The sequence below is a fragment of the Puerhibacterium puerhi genome (genome assembly GCF_009846865.1).
Taxonomy (GTDB): Bacteria; Actinomycetota; Actinomycetes; order Actinomycetales; family Cellulomonadaceae; genus Puerhibacterium; species Puerhibacterium puerhi.
In genome coordinates, this window is sequence record NZ_WUWN01000006.1 from 65619 (window position 1) to 84596 (window position 18978).

Below are 18978 nucleotides of genomic sequence, written 5' to 3' on the forward strand. Positions count from 1 at the left end.
GGCGACGGGCGCCGTCCCGGGGCGGCGTGCCGCGCAGGGGCGACGTGGCGCTCCTGGCCGCCTTCGCGGCCGCGTACGTGGTGGCCGCCGTCCTGGGTCGGCTCACGGTACTGCCCGACTCGAGCGTCAGCCTGGTGTGGCCGGCGGCCGGCGTTGGGGTGCTGTGGCTGCTCACCCGCGCCCGGCGGCCCTGGCCCTGGCTCGACGTCGTGGTCCTGTTCGGCGCCACGGGCGCCGTGGTCGCCGCCACGGGCGCCAGCCTCGAGCGAGCCGCGGTGGGCGCGTTCGCGACCGTCGTCGAGACCGTGGTCACGTGCGCCGTGATGGCCCGCGGCTGCCGCCGGGTCTGGGCGGGCCGGGGGACGCGGGCCCTCTCGCACGGCGAGCTGTGGTGGTTCCTCGCGGCCGTGGCGGCCGGTGTGGTGACCTCCGCGCCCGTCACCGGCCTCGCCGTCTGGCTGGACTCGGGGTTCTGGTCCTGGGAGGTGCTGCTGCTGTGGTGCGCGCGCAACGGTGAAGCCGTGCTGGTGGTGTGCACCATGGGCCTCGTCGTCGGCGCGTGGCTGCGCCGGGCTCGGACGGGGCTGCCGATACCGGGCCAGGTCCGCCGGGCGCGGCCGGCCGAGTGGGTGTCCGTCCTGGTGCTGACGCCCGCGGTCTACGCCGCCTGGTTCGCGACGCTCGGCGAGGTCGCGCTCGTCTTCCCGCTCATCGTGCTGACGGTGTGGGCGGGCATGCGGCTGCCGTCGCCGGTCGTCATCGTGCACAGCACGGTGGTGAGTGTCGTCGTCCTGGCGCTCACCGCTCACGGGGTCGGCCCGTTCGTCACCCTGCAGTCGCCCACCTCGCAGGTCGCCGTGGCCCAGCTGTACGTGGGGCTCGCGTGCGTGCTCGGCCTCGCGCTGGCGCTGGCCGCCGAGGACCGCGACCGGCTGGTGCGCGACCTGGCCGCGACGCGCGACGAGGCCCAGGCGCAGGCGACGCTGCTGACCACGATCGTCGACACGATGGCGGAGGGCGTGCGCGTGGTCGACGCGGCCGGCCGGCTGGTGGTGCGCAACCCGGCGGCCACGCGGCTGCTCCTCGGCGGGGCCGCGGCCGGTCCGGCCGTCGACGGCGAGGACGGGGACGACCTCGCGGGGCTGCGGCGGCTCGACGGCTCGGACCTGCCGCCCGAGGAGGTCCCGTACCGGCGGGCGCTCGCCGGCGAGCTGGTCCGGGAGACGGACCTGCTGGTCCGCCCGCCCGGCGCCTCGGCGTCCCGCATCGTCACGTTCACCACGGCCCGCCTGCCCGCCGCCCGCGGCGGCGGGGTGGTGACCGTGATGCGCGACGTGACCGCCGAGCGCCAGGAGCTGAGCCGCGCCGCGGCGATGCAGGCCAGCCTCCTGCCGGCCCGGGCTCCGGTGGTGCCCGGCTACGAGCTGGCCGCGCGCTTCGTGCCCGCCCGCTCCGTCGGCGGCGACTTCTACGACTGGCAGGCCGACGAGCCCGGTCTCGTGCTGACCCTCGCCGACGTCATGGGCAAGGGCCCCGCGGCGGCGATCCTCGCGGCCTCGACGCGCGCGACGCTGCAGGCCCACGCGCAGGGCGCCGACGTCGCCGCCACCCTGGCCGCGACCGAGGACGCGATGGCGGATGACCTCGCCAACGCCGCCGCCTTCGTCACCGCCTTCCGCGCCCACCTGGACCCGTCCAGCGGGCTCGTCACCTACGCCGACGCCGGGCACGGCCTGAGCTTTCTCGTGCGGGCGGACGGGTCGCACGAGCACCTGCGTGCCCTGGGACCCCCGCTCGGCGTGGGGTTCGGGGCGCCGCGCGAGGCGGCGACCGTGCGCATGGCACCGGGCGACGTGCTGCTGGTCTTCTCCGACGGCGTGCTCGACGCCGCCGGCGGCTCGCTGCTCGACCTGAGGCGGCACGAGCCGGCCCTGCGCCGCGCCGGCTCGGCGCGCGAGGCGGCGGACGCCGTCGTCGCGCTCGCCGCGGCGGCCGGTCCGCAGGAGGACGACCTGACGGTGCTCGCCGTGCGACGCGAGCCTGGCCGCGGCATGGCGCCGCCGTCACCACCGACGGACCCGACGAAGGAGTGACGTGCCACCGGCACGGGCGACGGCGCCTGCGCCCGAGCGGCGTGCGGCACGTCACCCGCCCGGCGGTGCCGGCCCGGGCGCGCGGCGCGAGAGAGTAGGGGGTCGCGCCCGCCGCCCGCCCGAGAGGACCCCGTGACCGCGCTCCGCACCACCCGCTCCGCCCCGTCCGCCCGCACCACCGCGCCCGCCCGCACCACCGCGTCGGCGCGCCGGTCGGCCGCCCGCCTGCTCGGCGCCGGCGTCGCCGCGCTGCTCGCGCTGGGCGGGTGCGCCGTCGAGACGTCGGCCGGCTCCGCGGTCGAGGTGCCGTCGGAGGTCGGCGGCACCACGCTGCCGAGCGCGCCGTCCGGCACGACGGCGACCGGCTCCCCGTCGGCGACCGGCTCCCCGTCCGCCGACGCGGGCACGGCGCTCGCGGCGGTCGAGCAGCTCACCGTCAAGGGCCGCGCCCCGAAGACCGGCTACGACCGCGCCAACTTCGGCCCCGCGTGGGCCGACGTCGACCACAACGGCTGCGACACCCGCAACGACATCCTGCGCCGCGACATGCTGGACGTCACCGCCAAGGCCGGCACGCACGACTGCGTCATCCTCACCGGCACGTTCCACGACCCGTACTCGGGCGAGACCATCGCCTTCGAGCGCGGGCAGGACACCAGCGCGATGGTGCAGATCGACCACGTCGTCGCGCTGTCGGACGCCTGGCAGAAGGGCGCCCAGCGGTGGGACGCCGCCACGCGGGAGGCGTTCGCCAACGACCCGCTCAACCTCCTGGCGTCCAAGGGCTCGGTGAACCAGTCCAAGGGCGACGGCGACACCGCGACGTGGCTGCCGCCGAACCGGGCGTTCCGCTGCGAGTACGTGGCGCGGCAGGTGGCCGTGAAGCGGCTGTACGGGCTGTGGGTCACCCAGGCGGAGCAGGACGCGATGGTCACGGTGCTGTCCGGCTGCCCGGACGAGCCGCTGCCGGCCGGCGGCCTGGCCCCCCGCGCGGCGTCGTCGGGCACGGCGGGCTCGTCGCCGAGCACGCCGCCCGCGGAGCAGCCGGCCGACGTGTCGTTCGCGAGCTGCTCGGAGGCCCGCGCCGCCGGCGCCGCGCCGCTGTACCGCGGTGAGCCCGGCTACCGCGAGGCGATGGACGGCGACGGCGACGGCGTCGCCTGCGAGTAGGGCCGTCAGGCCTGGTCGACGGAGCGGTCCCGCACGGCGTCGAGATGGGCGCGCATCGCGGCGGCCGCCGCGTCGCCGTCGCCCGTCTCGAGGGCGGCGAGGACGGCGCCGTGCTCGGCCACCGCCAGCTCGGTGTCCTCCGGCCCGCGCTCGACGTTCTGCCGCATCCGCTGCACCGAGGCCCGCAGCCCCACCACCATGCTGCGCACGTAGCGGTTGCCGCAGTGGTCGAGGATCGTCTGGTGGAAGGCCCAGTCGGCGCGGAAGTACGGCATGAGCGGCGCCGGCAGCCCGTTGCGGTCGCGCGTGGTGCCGTCCCAGCCGCGCACGGCCACGGCCGCCTCCTCGTGGGCCCGCTGCGCGGCCCGGAGCCCGGGGAGCAGCCCCGGGTCTCGTAGCTGCGCCGCCAGCGCCGCCGCCGCGGGCTCCACGATCAGCCGGGCGTCGGCGAGCTCGGCCGCCTGCTCGGCGCTGATTGGCGGCGCCACCTGGTAGCCGCGGTGGGCGGTGCGCCGCACGAGGTCGGTGGCCTCCAGCTCGACGAGCGCCTCGCGCACCGGCGTGGGTGAGACCCCGAGGGCGCGCGCGAGCTGGTCGATGCTCAGGGAGGCGCCGGCCTCGAGGCGCCCGTCCAGCAGCATCGCCAGCAGCGCGTCGTGCACGTCGTCCCGCATGGCCCGGCGCGCCACGCGCACCGGGGGCTCGCCGAGCCGGTCGTCCGTCGTCATCGTGCGTCCTCCTCCGCCAGCTGCGACGCCGTGGCGTCGTCGAGCACCAGGTCCGTCGCCGCGGCCGCGCGCAGCGCCGCCAGCGTCGCGGTGGCCTTGTCCGGGCCCGCCACCACGAGCAGCCGCGTCGGGACCGCCCGCACCTCGTCCACGGGCATGCCGGTCGCCCGGCCGTTGAGCGCGACGTCGGCAGCGGTGCCGTCCGCGCGCAGGAACACCCCGCCGAGGTCGCCGACGACGCCGCGGTGGCGCAGCTCCGCCACCTCCCGGGGGTCGAGGTAGTCGGGCCGGTACAGCCGGCCCGGGTCGTCGGCGTCGATCGCGCCCACCGAGGCCACCATGACGTCGGCGCCGGCCCGCAGCTCCAGGAGGCGCCGGACCGACCGCTCGCGCCACATGGCCGCGCGCGTGGCGGCGGAGTCGAAGAAGGCCGGCACGGGGAAGGGGTGGTCCGTCGCGGCGAAGGCGTGCGCGAACCGCTCGAGCAGCCGCCCGGCGTAGTGGATGCCGGTGGTGGCGGAGCTGCCGGACCCGTTGAGCTGGACCACGCGCGTCCCGCGCGTGGGGCTGCGGGTGAGGTGGCGCGCCACCGCGTCGACCGTCCGGCCCCAGGCCACCGCCACCGTCGTGTCGGGGGCCACCATCGCCGTGAGCCGCTCCGCGGCGCGCTCCGCGACGCGCTCGAGCCGCCCGGCCGCGGTCGGTGCCGCGGAGCAGTCGACGACGGTGGTGCGGACCCCGAACCGGTCCTCGATCGCCGCGGCGAGCGCCGCGGTCGGGTCGGGCGTGCCGTGCAGGACGAACTCGACCAGGCCGCGCCGGCGCGCCTTGGCGAGCTCGCGCGAGACGGTCGAGCGCGACAGGTGGAGCCGGGCGGCGATCTCCTCGATCTTCAGCCCGCCGGGGTAGTAGAGGCGGGCGACGTCGATCGTCCGCTCGTCGTCCTCGGGCACGCGCGCCGCCGCGCGGGACCGCCGCAGGGTGCCCATCGATGGTTCAGCCGACATGCGCTCTCCTTCGAGCCGGATCCACTGCCGCCGCGAGGCGATTTCCCATCGCCCCCGGCCCGGGCCGCGGCGACCCGCCGGAGGTCGAGCAGGATTCCCGCCCGAGCGCCGGGGGCCGCGCTGCCTATCGTCTATATCGTATAGGCGTCATCCCGGAGACCGCCGCCGATCCCGGAGAGCACCGCCGCTCCTGCCTGCACCGCCGCGCAGGGCCGCGGTTGCCGCCCGCCGGCGCACTCCACCGCACCACCCCGGAGGCAGGCACCCATGACGCAGCACCCCTTCCCCGCCGAGCGGACCGTCGTCGTCACCGGCGCGGGCTCGGCCCGCGGCATCGGCCGCACCGTCGTGCGCCGGCTGGCCCGCGCCGGCTGGCACGTCGCCGCGCTCGACGTCGACGAGGCCGCGGTCGTCGAGTTCGCCAAGGAGGTCGACGCGCAGGTCGTCACCCGGGTGGTCGGGTACGGCGTCGACATCGCCGACGCGGACTCGGTCGACGCCGCGTTCACCGCGCTGGAGCAGGACCTGCCGCCGGTCGTCGGCCTGGCGCACGCCGCCGGCGTCGCCTCGCCCGTGCCGTTCCTCGAGGTCACGCGCGCGGAGTGGGACCGCGTCATGGACATCAACAGCACCGGCACCTTCCACGTCAACCAGCGCGCCATCCGCGGCATGGTCGAGCGCGGCGTGGGCCGCGTGGTCAACCTGTCGTCGGCCTCGGCGCAGCTGGGCGGCGGCACCTACAGCAAGACGCCGTACTCGGCGTCCAAGGCCGCCGTGATCGGCTTCAGCCGCTCCGTCGCCCGCGAGGTCGGCAAGCACGGCGTGACGGTCAACGTGGTCTCGCCCGGTCCGATCGACACCGACATCATGGGCGGCACCCTGTCCGACGACCGCAAGTCCGAGCTGGCGGACGGCCTCATCGTGGACCGCGTCGGCCGCCCCGAGGACATCGCCGCGGCGATCGAGTACCTGCTCAGCGAGGACGCCGGGTTCGTGACCGCCGCCGTGCTCAACGTCAACGGCGGCCTCGTCGTCAACTGACCCCGGCCCCCGGTGCCCACCCACGAACCGTGCATGCACAAGGGAGTGTCATGGCTACAGAAGTAGAGACGCCGGCGGACCGCCGCCGTCATGACGTCAAGAAGGTCCGCAACCTGCGCTACTGGGTGCTCGGCTGGCTGCTGCTCGCCGGCGTGCTCAACTACATGGACCGCTCGTCGGTCTCCATCGCGGCGCCGCACATGATCGAGGAGCTGGGCCTCACCCGGACCGACATCGGTCTGATGGGGTCGGTCTTCTCCTGGACCTATGCGCTGTGCCAGCTGCCGGCCGGCTACCTCATCGACAAGCTGGGCGCGCGGCGCATGTACTTCGTCGCCGTCGGCCTGTGGTCGGTGGCCACGGCGCTGATGTCGGTGGGCCAGAACATGGCGCACTTCCTCGGCTTCCGCTTCCTGCTCGGGGTGGGCGAGTCGCCCAACTCCCCGAACAGCAGCAAGATCACCACCGCCTGGTTCCCGCGCGAGGAGCGCGGGCAGGCCGCCGGCATCTGGGACTCCGGCTCGAAGTGGGGCTCGGCCATCGCCCCGCCCCTGCTCACGGTGCTGTCGCTGGCCCTCGGCTGGCGCGCGATGTTCCTCATCATCGGCCTCGCCGGCATCGTGCTGGCCGCCGCCTTCTGGGCCTTCTACCGGGCGCCCGAGGACTCCAAGCGCCTGTCCGAGGAGGAGTACCGGCACATCCTGGCCGGCCGGGACGACGCCAGCACCCCCAAGCAGCACCTGCCCTGGGCGAAGTTCTTCACCTACCGGCAGACCTGGGGCATGATGCTCGGCTTCTTCACCTCGATCTGGATCTGGAACATCTTCATCACGTTCCTGCCGCTGTACCTGCAGGACTCGCTCGGCATCTCGATCGCCGGCAGCGGCTGGGTCGCCGCGGTGCCGTACCTCGCCGCCGCCGTGGCCGCGATCTACGCCGGCCGCATCACGCTGCAGCTCGCCCGCGGCCGCGGGCTGTCGCCGATCGCGTCGAAGAAGTCCGTGCTCATCGCCTCGTGCCTCGGCCTCGGCGTGCTGCTCGTGCTGGTGCCGCTGGCCCGCAACGTCGTGGTCGCGATCCTCGTCCTGTGCCTCGCGCTCGGCCTCGTGGCGGCGATCCAGTCCCAGTCCTGGGCGCTGACCAGCGACATCGTGCCGGACAGCCACGCCGCGCAGTTCGGCGGGATCATGAACTTCGGCGGCTACTTCGGCGGGGCGCTCGCCCCCGTCGTCACGGGCGTCATCTACGACCACATCGGCTCGTACACCCCGACGTTCATCCTCGCCGGCGTGATCGCCGCGCTGGGGGCGATCTTCTACGGCTTCCTGGTCCGCAACCCCATCGCGGGCGGGGCGAAGGCCGAGGCGGCGGCATGACGCGCGAGTACGTGGTGGGGCTGACCGCCGACGGCGCGCGGCCGGACGGGTCGACGATGTTCGGCGACGTCGGGCTCGAGCGGCTGGAGCAGGCGGGGATCACGTGGCGGCTGCTGCCGCCGATCCCGCCGCACGGGCCGGTCGACCCGGCGGCGCTCGAGGGCGTGGACGCCGTGCTCTCGTTCGGCCACGTCCCGTTCAGCGCCGAGCTCGTGCGCCAGGTGCCGCGCCTGCGGCACGTCGCGCGCTTCGGCGCCGGCTACGACGGGCTCGACCCGGTCGCGCTGGCCCGCGAGGGGGTGGTGCTGACCACCGCGCCGGCCGGGGTGCGCACGCCGATGGCGCTGACCGGCCTGACGATGGTGCTCGCCTGCTCGAACCGCCTCCTGGAGAACCACCTGCTGACCACGCGCGGACAGTGGGGCACCCTGCGCGGCGAGCGCCGCGGCGTCGGCATCGTCGGGCGGACGGTCGGCATCGTCGGTCTCGGCTCGGTGGGCACCCGCCTGGCCGAGATGCTCACGGCGCTGGGCGCCGTCGTGATCGCCGACGACCGGCCCTCGGCCGCCGAGCGTGCCCGGGCGGTCGGTGCCGAGCAGGTGGACCTGCCCACGCTCGCCGCCCGGGCGGACTTCGTCGTCGTCACCGCGGCGCTGACCGAGGAGAGCCGGGGCATGATCGGCGAGTCGTTCCTCGCCGCCATGCGGTCGCACGCCTACCTCGTCAACATCGCCCGCGGCGGGCTGGTCGACCAGCAGGCGCTGACCCGCGCCCTGCGCGGGGGACGCATCGCGGGCGCGGCGCTCGACGTCTTCGACCCCGAGCCGCCGGACCCCGACGACCCGCTGCTGGCCATGGACAACGTGCTGTGCACGCCGCACGCCCTGTCCTGGACGGCCGACTTCACGCGGGACGTGTCCGCCCTGGTCATGGACGCGATCATCAGCGTCTCGCGCGGCGAGGTCCCGGCGACGGCGCTCGGGCGCGAGGCGCTCGACGAGGCCACCTGGCGGGGCGCCGTGACCGCGGCGGCGGTGTGACTCCGTCCGTCCCGCTTCCTCAGGGCGGGACGGACGGGCAGGGGGAGGGCCCCGGCGTCGCGGACCACGACGACGCCGGGGCCCTCGTGCGCGCGGGGGGCCGCGCCGTCGGGCGGACCCGGGCGGGCCCGCCGTCCTCCCGGAGGCGTAGACGGCGCCCGCGAGGATCCGCCCCCGCGGCGACGCGCCGCCCGGGCACGCCTCCGTAGCGTCGAGCCATGACCACGACGACCGCCGACCTGCCGCTGTCCACCACCGTGCGCCCGCGCACCGAGGCGCGCGCCTTCGCCGTCCTGGCCGCCGCCGCGGCGGTCGCCGTCGGGCTGTCCGCGCTCGGCGGTCTGCTGGGCTGACCCCGGTCCGGGCCGGGCGCGGCCCGCGGTCCAGCCCGGCCCGCGCCCGCGGCTACCGTGTGCCAGTGACCGTCTCGCTCCTGCTGACCGGCGCCCACGTGATCGGGCGCGACGGCCTCGTCGACGTGCGCGTCGACGACGGCGCCGTGACCGCCGTCGTGCCGTCCGGGGCCCTGGCCACGCGGGGCGCCGCCACCGAGGGCGCCGCGCCGGAGCACGTCGCGCTGGACGGTCGCACGCTGGTGCCCGGCCTCTGGGACCAGCACACCCACCTGACGCAGTGGGCCATGGTGCGCCGGCGCCTGGACGTGTCCGCGGCGACGTCGCCGCAGCACGCCGCCGCCCTGGTGCGTGACGGCCTGGCCGACCCGGCCACCGCGCCGGCGCCCGGTCAGCCGCTGGTCGGCTTCGGCTTCCGGTGGGCCGCGTGGGCGCAGGCGCCGACGGCGGACGTGCTCGACGCCGTCGCCGGCGACGTGCCGGTGGTGCTCGTCTCCGGCGACCTGCACTCGGCCTGGGCCAGCACCGCCGGCCTGCGCTTCCTCGGCGTCGAGCACCCCACCGGCCTGCTGCGCGAGGAGGAGTGGATGCCGGCCAGCCCGCGGCTGGTGGCCCTGCCCGACGACGTCACCGACGCCCTCGTGGCCGACGCCGCCCGGGCCGCCGCCGCGCGGGGCGTCGTCGGCGTCGTCGACCTCGAGGTGGCCGACAACCTCACCGTGTGGCGCCGGCGCCTCGCCCGCGGCTGGGACGGGCTGCGCGTGCGCGCGGGCGTCTGGGAGCAGCACCTGGACGCCGTGCTCGGCGAGGGCCTGCGCACCGGGGACCCGCTGGGGCCGGGCGGGCTGGTCACCCAGGGCCCGCTCAAGGTCATCAGCGACGGCTCGCTCAACACCCGCACCGCCTGCTGCTTCGACCCGTACGCCGACGCCACCGGCGCGGACGCCCGCGGCGTGCTCAACGTGGCGCCGGAGCGCCTGGTGCCGCTCATGGCCCGCGGCCACGCCGCCGGCCTGCGCTGCGCGATCCACGCCATCGGCGACCGCGCCAACGCCCTCGCCCTCGACGCGTTCGCCGCCACCGGGGCGCGCGGCTCGGTGGAGCACGCCCAGCTGCTGCGGTGGCAGGACGTCGAGCGGTTCGCCGCGCTCGGCGTCGTCGCCAGCGTGCAGCCCGAGCACGCCATGGACGACCGCGACGTCGCCGACCGGCTGTGGGCCGGGCGCACCGACCGCAACATGCCGCTCGCGACGATGCTCGACGCGGGGGTCCAGCTCGTCTTCGGCTCGGACGCGCCCGTGGCGCCGCTCGACCCGTGGCAGGCGGTCGCGGCCGCCGTCACGCGCTCGCGCGACGGGCGCGCGCCGTGGCACCCCGAGCAGCGCATCGGCGTCGTCCCGGCGCTCGAGGCATCGGTCGACGGCGCTCCGCTCGCGCTCGCCGCCGGCATGCCCGCCGACCTCGCGGTGCTCGACGCCGACCCCCTGGACCCGGCCACCGACCTGCGGGCCGTGCCGGTGGCCGGCACCCTGCTCGCCGGCCGCTGGACGCACCGGGAGCTGTAGGCGTGGCGGGGCGCGCCGCAGGGCGGTGACCTGCGGCGACGTCGCCCTCGCGACGGCGACGGCGCCGACCGCGCAGACCGTCGTCGGGCCCCCGTGCCGCCCGCGCGCGCCCTCCTGGCGGCGGGTCCACCATGGAGAGGTGGGCCGCACGGACCCGCCCTGCTCGCGTGCCGAGGGCGCCGCCGCTGCAGCGAGCCGCCGGTGCCGTCGGCCGGGAAGGAAGGCTGCTCGTGGACACCATCATCGACGTGGCCTGGTACGACTACGTCCCGCTGGTCATCTACTTCACGCTCGTGCTCGGCATCGGGTTCCTCGGCCGCCGGCACGTCTCGAACGCCATCGACTTCCTGTTGTCGGGCCGCTCCCTGCCGGCCTGGATCACCGGCCTGGCGTTCGTCTCCGCCAACCTCGGCGCCGTCGAGATCATGGGCATGTCCGCCAACGGCGCCCAACTCGGCATCCCGACCGTGCACTACTTCTGGGTCGGCGCGATCCCCGCCATGCTGTTCCTCGGCCTGGTGATGATGCCGTTCTACTACGGCTCGCGGGTGCGCTCGGTGCCGGAGTTCATGCTCAAGCGCTTCGGGCCGGCGGCCCACCTGGTCAACGCCCTGTCGTTCGCGCTGGCGCAGCTGCTCATCGCGGGCGTGAACCTGTACCTGCTCGGCACCATCGTCAACGCGATGCTGGGCTGGCCGATGTGGGTCACGCTGATCATCGCGGCGGCGATCGTGCTGTCGTACATCACCCTGGGCGGGCTGTCCGCGGCCATCTACAACGAGGTGCTGCAGTTCTTCGTCATCGTCGCCGCGCTGCTGCCGCTGACGATCATCGGCCTGAACCGGATCGGCGGCTGGTCGGCCTTCGAGGAGAAGGTGCTGGCCGGCCCCGGCGGGTCCCAGCAGTGGTCGTCCTGGCCTGGCTCCGACCTGTCCGGCTTCACCAACCCGGTGCTGTCGGTGGTCGGCATCGTGTTCGGCCTCGGCTTCGTGCTGTCGTTCGGCTACTGGACCACCAACTTCGTCGAGGTCCAGCGGGCGATGGCCTCCAACTCGATCCGCGCCTCGCGCATGACGCCGATCATCGGCACGTTCCCCAAGATGTTCGTGCCGTTCATCGTGATCATCCCGGGCATGATCGCCGCGGTGCTGGTGCCGGAGATCGTGGCCTACAAGGAGGCCGGCGGGCCGTCCGACAGCACCATCACCTGGAACCAGGCGCTCATCTACCTGATGCGCGACGTGCTGCCCAACGGGTTGCTGGGCCTCGCCATCACGGGACTGCTTGCGGCCTTCATGGCTGGCATGGCGGCGAACGTGTCGGCGTTCAACACCGTGTTCACCTACGACATCTGGCAGCGGTACGTCCAGCAGGACAAGGCGGACCACTACTACCTGAACCTGGGCCGCATCGCCACGGTGGTCGCCACGGTGATCGCGATCTTCACCGCCCTGATCGCGAGCGGGTTCTCCAACCTGATGGACTACCTGCAGACGCTGTTCGGGTTCTTCAACGCCCCGTTGTTCGCCACGTTCATCCTCGGCATGTTCTGGAAGCGGATGACCGCGGCGGCCGGCTGGTCCGGCCTGGTCTTCGGCACCCTGTCCGCGGTCGTGGTCTTCATCTTCAGCCGCACGGGGGCGATCGACCTCGGCGGCCAGGGCGCGGCCTTCCTCGCCGCCTCGGTCGCGTTCGTCGTCGACATCATCGTGTCGGTGGTCGTCACGCAGTTCACGGCGCCCAAGCCGGAGAAGGACCTGGTCGGCTTCGTGTACTCGCTGACCCCGAAGGAGCGCCGCACGGACCCCGAGGCCTCGCGGCACCCGTGGTACCAGCGGCCGCTGCCGATGGCCGGCGTCTCGCTGGGCCTCGTCATCGTCCTCAACCTGCTGTTCGGCTGACCTGAGTTCCGGAAGGAGACAACCATGGTTTCCCGGGACCCGGCGTCCACGAGGCGCACCGTCGGCGCCTTCGACGTCCGTTTCTTCATCGCGATCGCGCTCGGCCTCATCGGCGTCTTCCTGCTGATCTGCGCCGTCCTCGCCGACCCCGAGCTGGCCAAGACGGGGGGCATCCACGCCAACCTGTGGACGGGCGTCGCCCTGGTCGTCGCGGCGATCGTGTTCGCCGTGTGGGCGCGCCTGCGGCCGATGTACGTCGACACCTCCGCCGCGCCGGAGGCCCCGCCGCAGAAGGTGGGCGCGCCGGAGCCGGAGCTCATCGTGCACGACGACGACGAGCCGCGCGGACGGACCGACACCGGACGCTGAGGCGCCCGGTCGGCGGCACAGGGCCCCGGCCGGCGGCGTCCCGTCCCGGGGCACGCCGCCGGCGGGCCCCGCGCGCGGCACAATGGCCGGGTGCGACGACGGGTGCCCGCGTGGCTGGTGGCGCTCGCCGCCGGCCTCCTGGTGCTGCTGACCGGCTGGCTGCCGCGGGAGGCCGCCGCCGACCTGGCGTCGCGCACCGGGCCGGTGCTGCTGTTCCTCGTCGCCATCACGCTCGTCTCGGAGCTGTGCGCGGGCGCCGGGCTGTTCGACGTCCTCGCCGACCGCGCCGCGCGGCTGGCCCGCGGCCGCCGGCCGGTGCTGTGGCTGCTGGTGGTGACCCTCGCGACGGCCTGCACGGTGGTGCTGTCGCTCGACACCACCGCGGTGCTGGTCACGCCCGTCGTCATCGCGCTGGCGCGCCGCACCCGGTCCGACCCGCTGCCGTTCGCGCTCACCGTCCTGGCGCTCGCCAACACCGCGTCGCTGCTGCTGCCGGTCTCCAACCTCACGAACCTGCTGGCCGCCGACGCCATGGGGGACGGGTACGTCGGGCGCATGTGGGCGCCCGCCCTGGCGGTGCTCGCCGCGACGGTCGCCGGGCTGGCGCTGCTGCACCGGCGCGCGATCGTCGGTCGCTACCTCCCGTCCGAGCCGCAGGCGCCCCGCGACACGATCGCCGTGGCGCTGGCCGGCGCGGTGGTGGCGGCGATGGCGGTGTGCTTCGCGGCCGAGCTGCCCGTGGCGCCCGTGGCGCTGGCGGGGGCGGCGGTGCTGGGCGTCATGACCTGGTGGCGCCGGGTGCCGCTGCTCAGCCGGGCGCGGGACATGGTGCCGTGGCGGGCGGTGGTCACGGTGGCCGGCCTCTTCGCCGTCGTCGAGGCGCTGCACGTGCACGGGCTCGGCGCGGCGCTCGCCGCGGTCGCCGGCACGGCCGACGGCGGGGACGGCTCGCTGCTGCGGGTCGCCGCGGTGGCGGCCGTCGCGGGGAACCTCGTCAACAACCTGCCGGCGTTCCTGGCCCTCGCGCCGGCGGCGCCGGACGCGCCCGCGCTGGGCGCCGTGCTCGTGGGCGTCAACGCGGGGCCGCAGCTGACCGTGTGGGCCTCGCTGGCCACGGTGCTGTGGCTGGACCAGTGCCGCCGGCGGCTGTTCGGCGTGCCGGTGGGCTGGTCGGTGGTGCTGCGGCAGGGCGCGGTGCTCGCGCCGCTGACCGTGCTGGCCGGCGTCGCGGCCCTGGCGCTGACCGCCTGAGCGCTGACCCTGGGCGCTCGCCGCCCTCGCGCCGACCGCTGCGTCCCGTCGTCGGGCACGATGGGGCCGTGACCGACGACGGCGTGGACCTGGCCCGGGCGCGCGAGCGGCTGCGTGCCCGGCTCGCCGACGTCGAGCGCCTGCTCGCGGGCCAGACGGCGCTCGCGGCGGAGATCGCGGAGTCGGGGCGGGACGCGAACGTCGACGACGAGCACGACCCCGAGGGCTCGACCCTCGCGTGGGAGCGGCAGCAGGCGGCGGCCCTGGCCACGGGCGCGGCCGCCGAGCGCGAGCGGCTGCTCGCCGCGCTCGCGCGGGTCGACGACGGCACGTACGGCCGCTGCGAGGTCTGCGGCCGGCCGATCCCCGCGGGGCGGCTCGAGGCCCGGCCCGCGGCGACCCGCTGCGTCGAGCACGCCCGCTGACCACCCACGCTGACCACCCGCGCTGACCACCCCGCACGCCGAGACCTGAGCTGTGGTCGTCTCCGGACGTCCGGAGACGACCACAGCTCAGGTCTCGGCGAAGGTGGGCTGCCCGTCAGTCGACGTGGACGGCGGTGCCCGGGCGCTCGTCGGCGCCCCGCGTCCGGCGCGTGACCCGCATGGCCACGTAGAGCACCAGGCCGATCACCAGCAGCACGCCGGCGCGCAGCCACGTGGCGCCGTCCTGCTGGGTCAGCAGCAGCACGCAGCTCGCGGCGCCGAGCACCGGCACCACGCTCAGCACGCGGAAGTGCTCGCGCTCGACCTTGTCGCGGCGCAGCACCAGCACGGCCACGTTGGTGCTGAGGAAGACGAGCAGGAGCAGGAGCACCACGGTCTCGGCCAGCGCGGCGAGGTCGCCGGTGAACACGAGCGCCATCGCCACGAGCGTGGTGACCACGATCGCCACCCACGGCGTCCGGCGGCCGGGCAGCACCCGGTCCAGCACGGTGGGCAGCAGCCGCTGCTCGGCCATGCCGTAGGCCAGGCGGCTCGACATGATCATCGTCAGCAGCGCGCCGTTGGCCACGGCGATGAGCGCCACCAGCGAGAACACCTGCTCGGGGACGATCCCCGCCTCGGAGACCACCTCGAGCAGCGGCCCGCTCGACCCGGCGAGGGTCTCCGGGTCGACGACGAGGACGGCCGCGACGCTCACGAGCACGTACACGAGGCCGGCCGTGGCCAGCGCGCCGAACAGCGCGCGGGGGTAGACCCGGCGCACGTCCTTGACCTCCTCGGCCATGTTGGCCGAGGTCTCGAACCCGACGAACGAGTAGTACGCGAGCACCGCGGCGGCCAGCACGGCCGTGGCGGGCGAGACACCGTCGGCGAACTGGACGACCCGGCCGGGCTCGCCCTCGCCGCGGCCGAGCACCACGAGCGCGAGCACGACGACCGTCACCAGGCCGCCGACCTCGATGATCGTCATGGCCACGTTGGCGCCGAGGGACTCGCGGATGCCGCGCATGTTCAGCGCCGCGACGGCGGCGAGGAACAGCACCGCCACCAGGCGCTCGGGCGCCTCGACGAACGCCCCGAAGTAGTCCCCGGCGAACGCCACCGACAGGCCGGCCGCGCTGGTGACGCCCGCGGCGAGCATGGAGAAGCCGACCAGGAACGAGATCGCCGGCTGCTTGAACGCCCGCTCGGCGAAGACGGCGGCGCCGCCCGCCTTGGGGTACTTGGTGATCAGCTCGGCGTAGGAGCCGGCGGTCAGCAGCGCCAGGCCCAGCGCCACGAGCAGCGGCAGCCACACGGCGCCGCCCACCTCCCCGGCCATCGCGCCCACCAGCGCGTACACACCCGCGCCGAGCACGTCGCCGAGGATGAACAGGTACAGCAGCTTGCCGCTGACCGAGCGCGAGAGCCTGGTCTCGGGGTCGGTCGCGCTCTGCGGGGCGGCGTCGGTGGTCATGCGGGGGAGGGTGGCACGGCCCGGGCCCGCTCGCAGGACCACCGCCGCGGAGGAAGAGGAACGGGAGCGGGGCGCGTGGCAGCATGGCCCGGTGCGTGTGGAGCCCGTGTCGTTCGACGCCGTGGTGGCGCACGTGGTCGCGCTGGTCACCGACCGGCCCCGCGGGCGGGCGGTGCGCGTGCTGGTGGACGGCCACCCCTCGACCCGGCCCGAGGCGCTCGCGGACGCCCTGGTCGAGCCGCTGCGGGCGGCCGGCCGGCCCGTCGCCCGCGTCCGGGTGCGCGACTTCCTGCGGGCGGCGTCGCTGCGGCTCGAGCACGGTCGGCGCGACCCCGACTCGCTGCTGGACGCCTGGATCGACGTCGGCGGCCTCAACCGCGAGGTGCTCGGCTCCGTCGTCGAGCGGGGCCGCTACCTGCCCACGCTGCGCGACCCTGTCACCGACCGCTCCACCCGCGCGCCGTACGCCGACGCCCCGCCGGGCACCGTCGTCGTGCTCGACGGGACGCTCGCGATGGGCCGGGGCCTGGACGTCGACCTCACCGTGCACCTCGCGCTGCGCACGCCCACCGAGACGCGCAACACTCCGCTCGACGACGCGTGGCAGCTCGCCGCGTACGACCGCTACCGGCGTGAGGTGCAGCCGGAGCGGCGGGCCGACGTCGTCGTGCGCGCCGACGACCCGCGGCACCCGGCGCTGGTGCGGCGCTGAGCCGCGCCGTCCGGCGCGATCACCGGTGCCTCGTGCGCTTCGCCTTCCGGGTGCAGCGCTGCGAACCCCACCACGATCCAGATCGGGTACCACCAGCGGCCGGTGCGCTCGACGGCCTGACGATCGCCGGGCGAGGCGCATGCATCTCCACGGCGGCGACGCGGATGCGCTCGACCGCCTCCCGGGCCTGTTGCTCCGTCACGTCGGGGTTCCGGATGAACAGGAGGTCCTTCCGGGGGCCGTCCAGGGTCCACTCGAGACGGGGGCGCTGGCCTTCGTGGTCACTCGCTCTCCATCGTGATCCTGGCCTCACGTTCCGCGCGCAGCCTCTTGACCCGCTCCAGCCGCTGCTGCGGGGTCATCTCCTCCGGCTGCCCGTGACCTCGTCCCTGGTCCGGTGCCGCTCCCGGTCCGCCGCCACCTCCTCCGGCGTGGGGTCGTACCGCCTCCGCCAGTCCCGGCGGACGATGACCACGGACACTGCGGCCAGCGCCACGGCGCCCACGGCAGAGGCGACCCGGGGCGGGGGTGAGCAGGTCCACCGCCAGAACGCCCAGCAGCAGCCCCATCCCTGCGGGCATCATCCCCAGGATCATCCGGCCGCTGGGCTGCCACCGGTACCAGTAGAACCGCATCACCAGCCTGGTGAACCGCGTCTCGTAGGTGGGGATGGCGGACAGCGCCACGCTGGTGGTGGGCGGGCCGAAGGTGCTGCCCGGCGCCGCGTAGGTGGTGTAGGTCAGGCGGTCCCCGCTGTACCGGGGGTTGAGGGAGCGGAAGAACGCCAGCCCGTACAGCAGGATCATCGGGTAGATGGCGAAGGCGATCATCCCCAGGAACCCCAGCCCCAGCAGCGGCCCCATCATCACCACCATCCCGACGATGCTGGTGGTGCGGTGCTCCGGGTCCATGCCCAGGAGCTCCTCCCACCAGTAGAGGTGCTGCGCCTCCACCGGCTCCCACGCCGCGAACAGGTGGGACATGACGTACGCCGAGGGGACGAGCCCGTACCCCAGCACGAAGGGGAACACCGCGATGGCCATCCACAGCACCGTCATCAGCAGGTACCCCACCGGCCGGAGCACCAGCGCCGTCGGCGTCGGCCTCCTGGCCTCCGGAGCGTCCGGGCTCCTGGTCGCGCCCCGTCCGGCGCCCCCCTGCGTGTCGATGCTCACCTGTTCCCCCGTCCGCCGAGCGGTGCTCATCCGAGCGCATCCCGCGCCCCGACGGCGTGGGTAGCGTCAGGCGTCGGCGGCTGGTAGCTCCGGCACGACGGCGGCGGCGATGTCCTGGTCGCCGCGCCCGGCGGCCTGGGCCGCCTCGAGCGTGCCCAGCAGCGCCTCGACGGCGGGCAGCGACGTCCCGGCGGCGGCGAGCATCAGGCGGGCGTCCTTGGCCAGCAGGTCCACCGAGAACTGGGTGTCCTCGAACGTGCCGTCGAGGATGACGTCGCGCTTCATCCCGGCGATGAAGCCGAGGCCGGTGGAGCCGAGCATCGCCAGGGCGTCGGCCGGCGCGGTGCCCTGCGAGCGCGCCAGCCGCAGCGCCTCGACCAGGCCCTGGACGCTGACGCCGAGGGCCAGGTTGGCCAGCAGCTTGCCGACGGCGGCGTCCTGCGGGCGCGGCACCACGCGCAGGCGCTCGGGGTCGGCCCACAGCCGCGCGAGCGGCAGCACCTCCTGGACCGCCGCCTCCTCGCCGCCGAGGTAGACGCCGAGCTTCCCGGCGCGCGCCGGGGCCAGCGTGCCGACCACGGGGCCGTGGACGTACCGGACGTCGTGCTCGGCGGCCCAGCGGGCGTAGCGGGCCGCGTCCTCCGGGCCCACCGTCGTCACGTCGAGCCACACGGTGCCGGGGTCGAGCACGCCGCCGTCGAGCACCGTCTCCTGGACGGCGTCGGGCCCGAACAGGACCGTCATGACGACGGGCCTGCCCGCGGCTGCCTCGCGCGCGGTCGCGGCGCGCTCGGCGCCGGCCGCCACCGTGCGGTCGGCCCCGGCGGGCGTGCGGTTCCAGGCGGTGACGCGGTGGCCCGCCCGCAGCAGGTGGACGGCGAGCTCGTGGCCCATCCGCCCGGTCCCGAGCAGCGCGACGTCGGTCATGGGGGTCCTCCTCAGGGATGCGGTGCTGTCCGAGTCTCTCGCGGGTGCGCGGCGCGCGCGTCCGAGATGGCGGGGCCCGGTGGCAGGTGTCTCACGATACGGTCGGTTCCGGTGTCCGCATCGCGGGACGCCGCTGGCGCTCTCGCCGCCCGCTCCCTAGCGTTCGTTCCGAGTGGTGGACATGTCTCGCGATACGAGACAAACGCCCGCCCACGCCGCCCGGCGACCGCCGTGCGGCCCAGCCCGCCGACCGGCGCCCGCCCGGAGAGGAGACCGCCATGACCGCCGTCGCCCTCCCCGTGCACCTCGCCCCGCGCACGCTGTGCCGTGCCGCCGTGCGCCGCTGTCGAATGCGGAGCCGCACCGGC

General features: G+C 75.4%; 17 protein-coding genes. 12 read left to right on the forward strand and 5 right to left on the reverse strand.

Annotated elements, in window-relative coordinates; genetic code table 11:
- The first annotated feature begins 44 nt into the window (after window positions 1-44).
- Together GSF02_RS05465 and GSF02_RS05470 are read left to right on the forward strand one after the other, a co-directional pair.
- On the forward strand, window positions 45-2093 hold the full coding sequence (locus GSF02_RS05465) for a SpoIIE family protein phosphatase (RefSeq protein ID WP_159793562.1): 2049 nt from the start codon (window positions 45-47) through the stop codon (window positions 2091-2093).
- A gap of 132 nt (window positions 2094-2225) precedes the next feature.
- Complete coding sequence (locus GSF02_RS05470) at window positions 2226-3263, forward strand: GmrSD restriction endonuclease domain-containing protein (protein WP_201308810.1); 1038 nt, start codon at window positions 2226-2228, stop codon at window positions 3261-3263.
- A 5-nt stretch (window positions 3264-3268) separates the two neighbouring features.
- Here GSF02_RS05470 and GSF02_RS05475 read toward each other — a convergent pair whose 3' ends face one another.
- On the reverse strand, window positions 3269-3991 hold the full coding sequence (locus tag GSF02_RS05475) for a GntR family transcriptional regulator (protein WP_201308811.1): 723 nt from the start codon (window positions 3989-3991) through the stop codon (window positions 3269-3271).
- Window positions 3988-4998 carry a sugar-binding transcriptional regulator gene (locus GSF02_RS05480; protein WP_159793564.1) on the reverse strand — a complete coding sequence of 337 codons (1011 nt, stop codon included), beginning with the start codon at window positions 4996-4998 and terminating at the stop codon, window positions 3988-3990. Before GSF02_RS05480 ends, GSF02_RS05475 begins: the two co-directional genes overlap by 4 nt.
- A 267-nt stretch (window positions 4999-5265) precedes the next feature.
- On the opposite strand from GSF02_RS05480, the gene GSF02_RS05485 reads away from it, so the two are divergent.
- The 9 genes from GSF02_RS05485 (at window position 5266) to GSF02_RS05520 (ending at window position 14319) form a co-directional block, all read left to right on the forward strand.
- Window positions 5266-6039 (forward strand): SDR family NAD(P)-dependent oxidoreductase, encoded by a 774-nt coding sequence (locus GSF02_RS05485; protein ID WP_159793566.1) that lies wholly within the window; start codon window positions 5266-5268, stop codon window positions 6037-6039.
- Between the two features lie 50 nt (window positions 6040-6089).
- Window positions 6090-7415 (forward strand): MFS transporter, encoded by a 1326-nt coding sequence (locus GSF02_RS05490; protein ID WP_159793567.1) that lies wholly within the window; start codon window positions 6090-6092, stop codon window positions 7413-7415.
- Complete coding sequence (locus GSF02_RS05495; RefSeq protein ID WP_159793569.1) at window positions 7412-8455, forward strand: NAD(P)-dependent oxidoreductase; 1044 nt, start codon at window positions 7412-7414, stop codon at window positions 8453-8455. The genes GSF02_RS05490 and GSF02_RS05495 overlap by 4 nt, the downstream gene beginning before the upstream one ends.
- A gap of 218 nt (window positions 8456-8673) precedes the next feature.
- A complete protein-coding gene (locus GSF02_RS18990; RefSeq protein WP_268892848.1) occupies window positions 8674-8808 on the forward strand; it encodes a hypothetical protein in 135 nt (44 codons plus the stop codon).
- 59 nt (window positions 8809-8867) lie between these two features.
- Complete coding sequence (locus GSF02_RS05500) at window positions 8868-10373, forward strand: amidohydrolase (RefSeq protein ID WP_159793571.1); 1506 nt, start codon at window positions 8868-8870, stop codon at window positions 10371-10373.
- 224 nt (window positions 10374-10597) lie between these two features.
- Window positions 10598-12274 carry a sodium:solute symporter family protein gene (locus GSF02_RS05505; protein WP_408003862.1) on the forward strand — a complete coding sequence of 559 codons (1677 nt, stop codon included), beginning with the start codon at window positions 10598-10600 and terminating at the stop codon, window positions 12272-12274.
- 24 nt (window positions 12275-12298) lie between these two features.
- Window positions 12299-12643 carry a hypothetical protein gene (locus GSF02_RS05510; RefSeq protein WP_201308812.1) on the forward strand — a complete coding sequence of 115 codons (345 nt, stop codon included), beginning with the start codon at window positions 12299-12301 and terminating at the stop codon, window positions 12641-12643.
- Between the two features lie 90 nt (window positions 12644-12733).
- Complete coding sequence (locus GSF02_RS05515) at window positions 12734-13894, forward strand: SLC13 family permease (protein ID WP_159793575.1); 1161 nt, start codon at window positions 12734-12736, stop codon at window positions 13892-13894.
- A gap of 68 nt (window positions 13895-13962) precedes the next feature.
- Window positions 13963-14319 (forward strand): TraR/DksA family transcriptional regulator, encoded by a 357-nt coding sequence (locus GSF02_RS05520; protein WP_408003859.1) that lies wholly within the window; start codon window positions 13963-13965, stop codon window positions 14317-14319.
- A 115-nt stretch (window positions 14320-14434) separates the two neighbouring features.
- On the opposite strand, the gene GSF02_RS05525 is transcribed toward GSF02_RS05520, so the two are convergent.
- Window positions 14435-15796: an APC family permease gene (locus tag GSF02_RS05525; protein ID WP_159793577.1), complete on the reverse strand. Its 1362-nt coding sequence runs from the start codon at window positions 15794-15796 to the stop codon at window positions 14435-14437.
- 91 nt (window positions 15797-15887) lie between these two features.
- Between GSF02_RS05525 and GSF02_RS05530 the strand changes: the two genes are divergently transcribed.
- On the forward strand, window positions 15888-16508 hold the full coding sequence (locus tag GSF02_RS05530) for a nucleoside/nucleotide kinase family protein (protein ID WP_159793579.1): 621 nt from the start codon (window positions 15888-15890) through the stop codon (window positions 16506-16508).
- A 281-nt stretch (window positions 16509-16789) separates the two neighbouring features.
- On the opposite strand, the gene GSF02_RS05535 is transcribed toward GSF02_RS05530, so the two are convergent.
- Together GSF02_RS05535 and GSF02_RS05540 are read right to left on the reverse strand one after the other, a co-directional pair.
- Entirely contained in the window at window positions 16790-17683 is an 894-nt protein-coding gene (locus tag GSF02_RS05535) for a hypothetical protein (protein ID WP_159793581.1), read from the reverse strand.
- A gap of 66 nt (window positions 17684-17749) precedes the next feature.
- Window positions 17750-18610: an NAD(P)-dependent oxidoreductase gene (locus GSF02_RS05540; RefSeq protein ID WP_159793584.1), complete on the reverse strand. Its 861-nt coding sequence runs from the start codon at window positions 18608-18610 to the stop codon at window positions 17750-17752.
- Window positions 18611-18978: the final 368 nt, after the last annotated feature.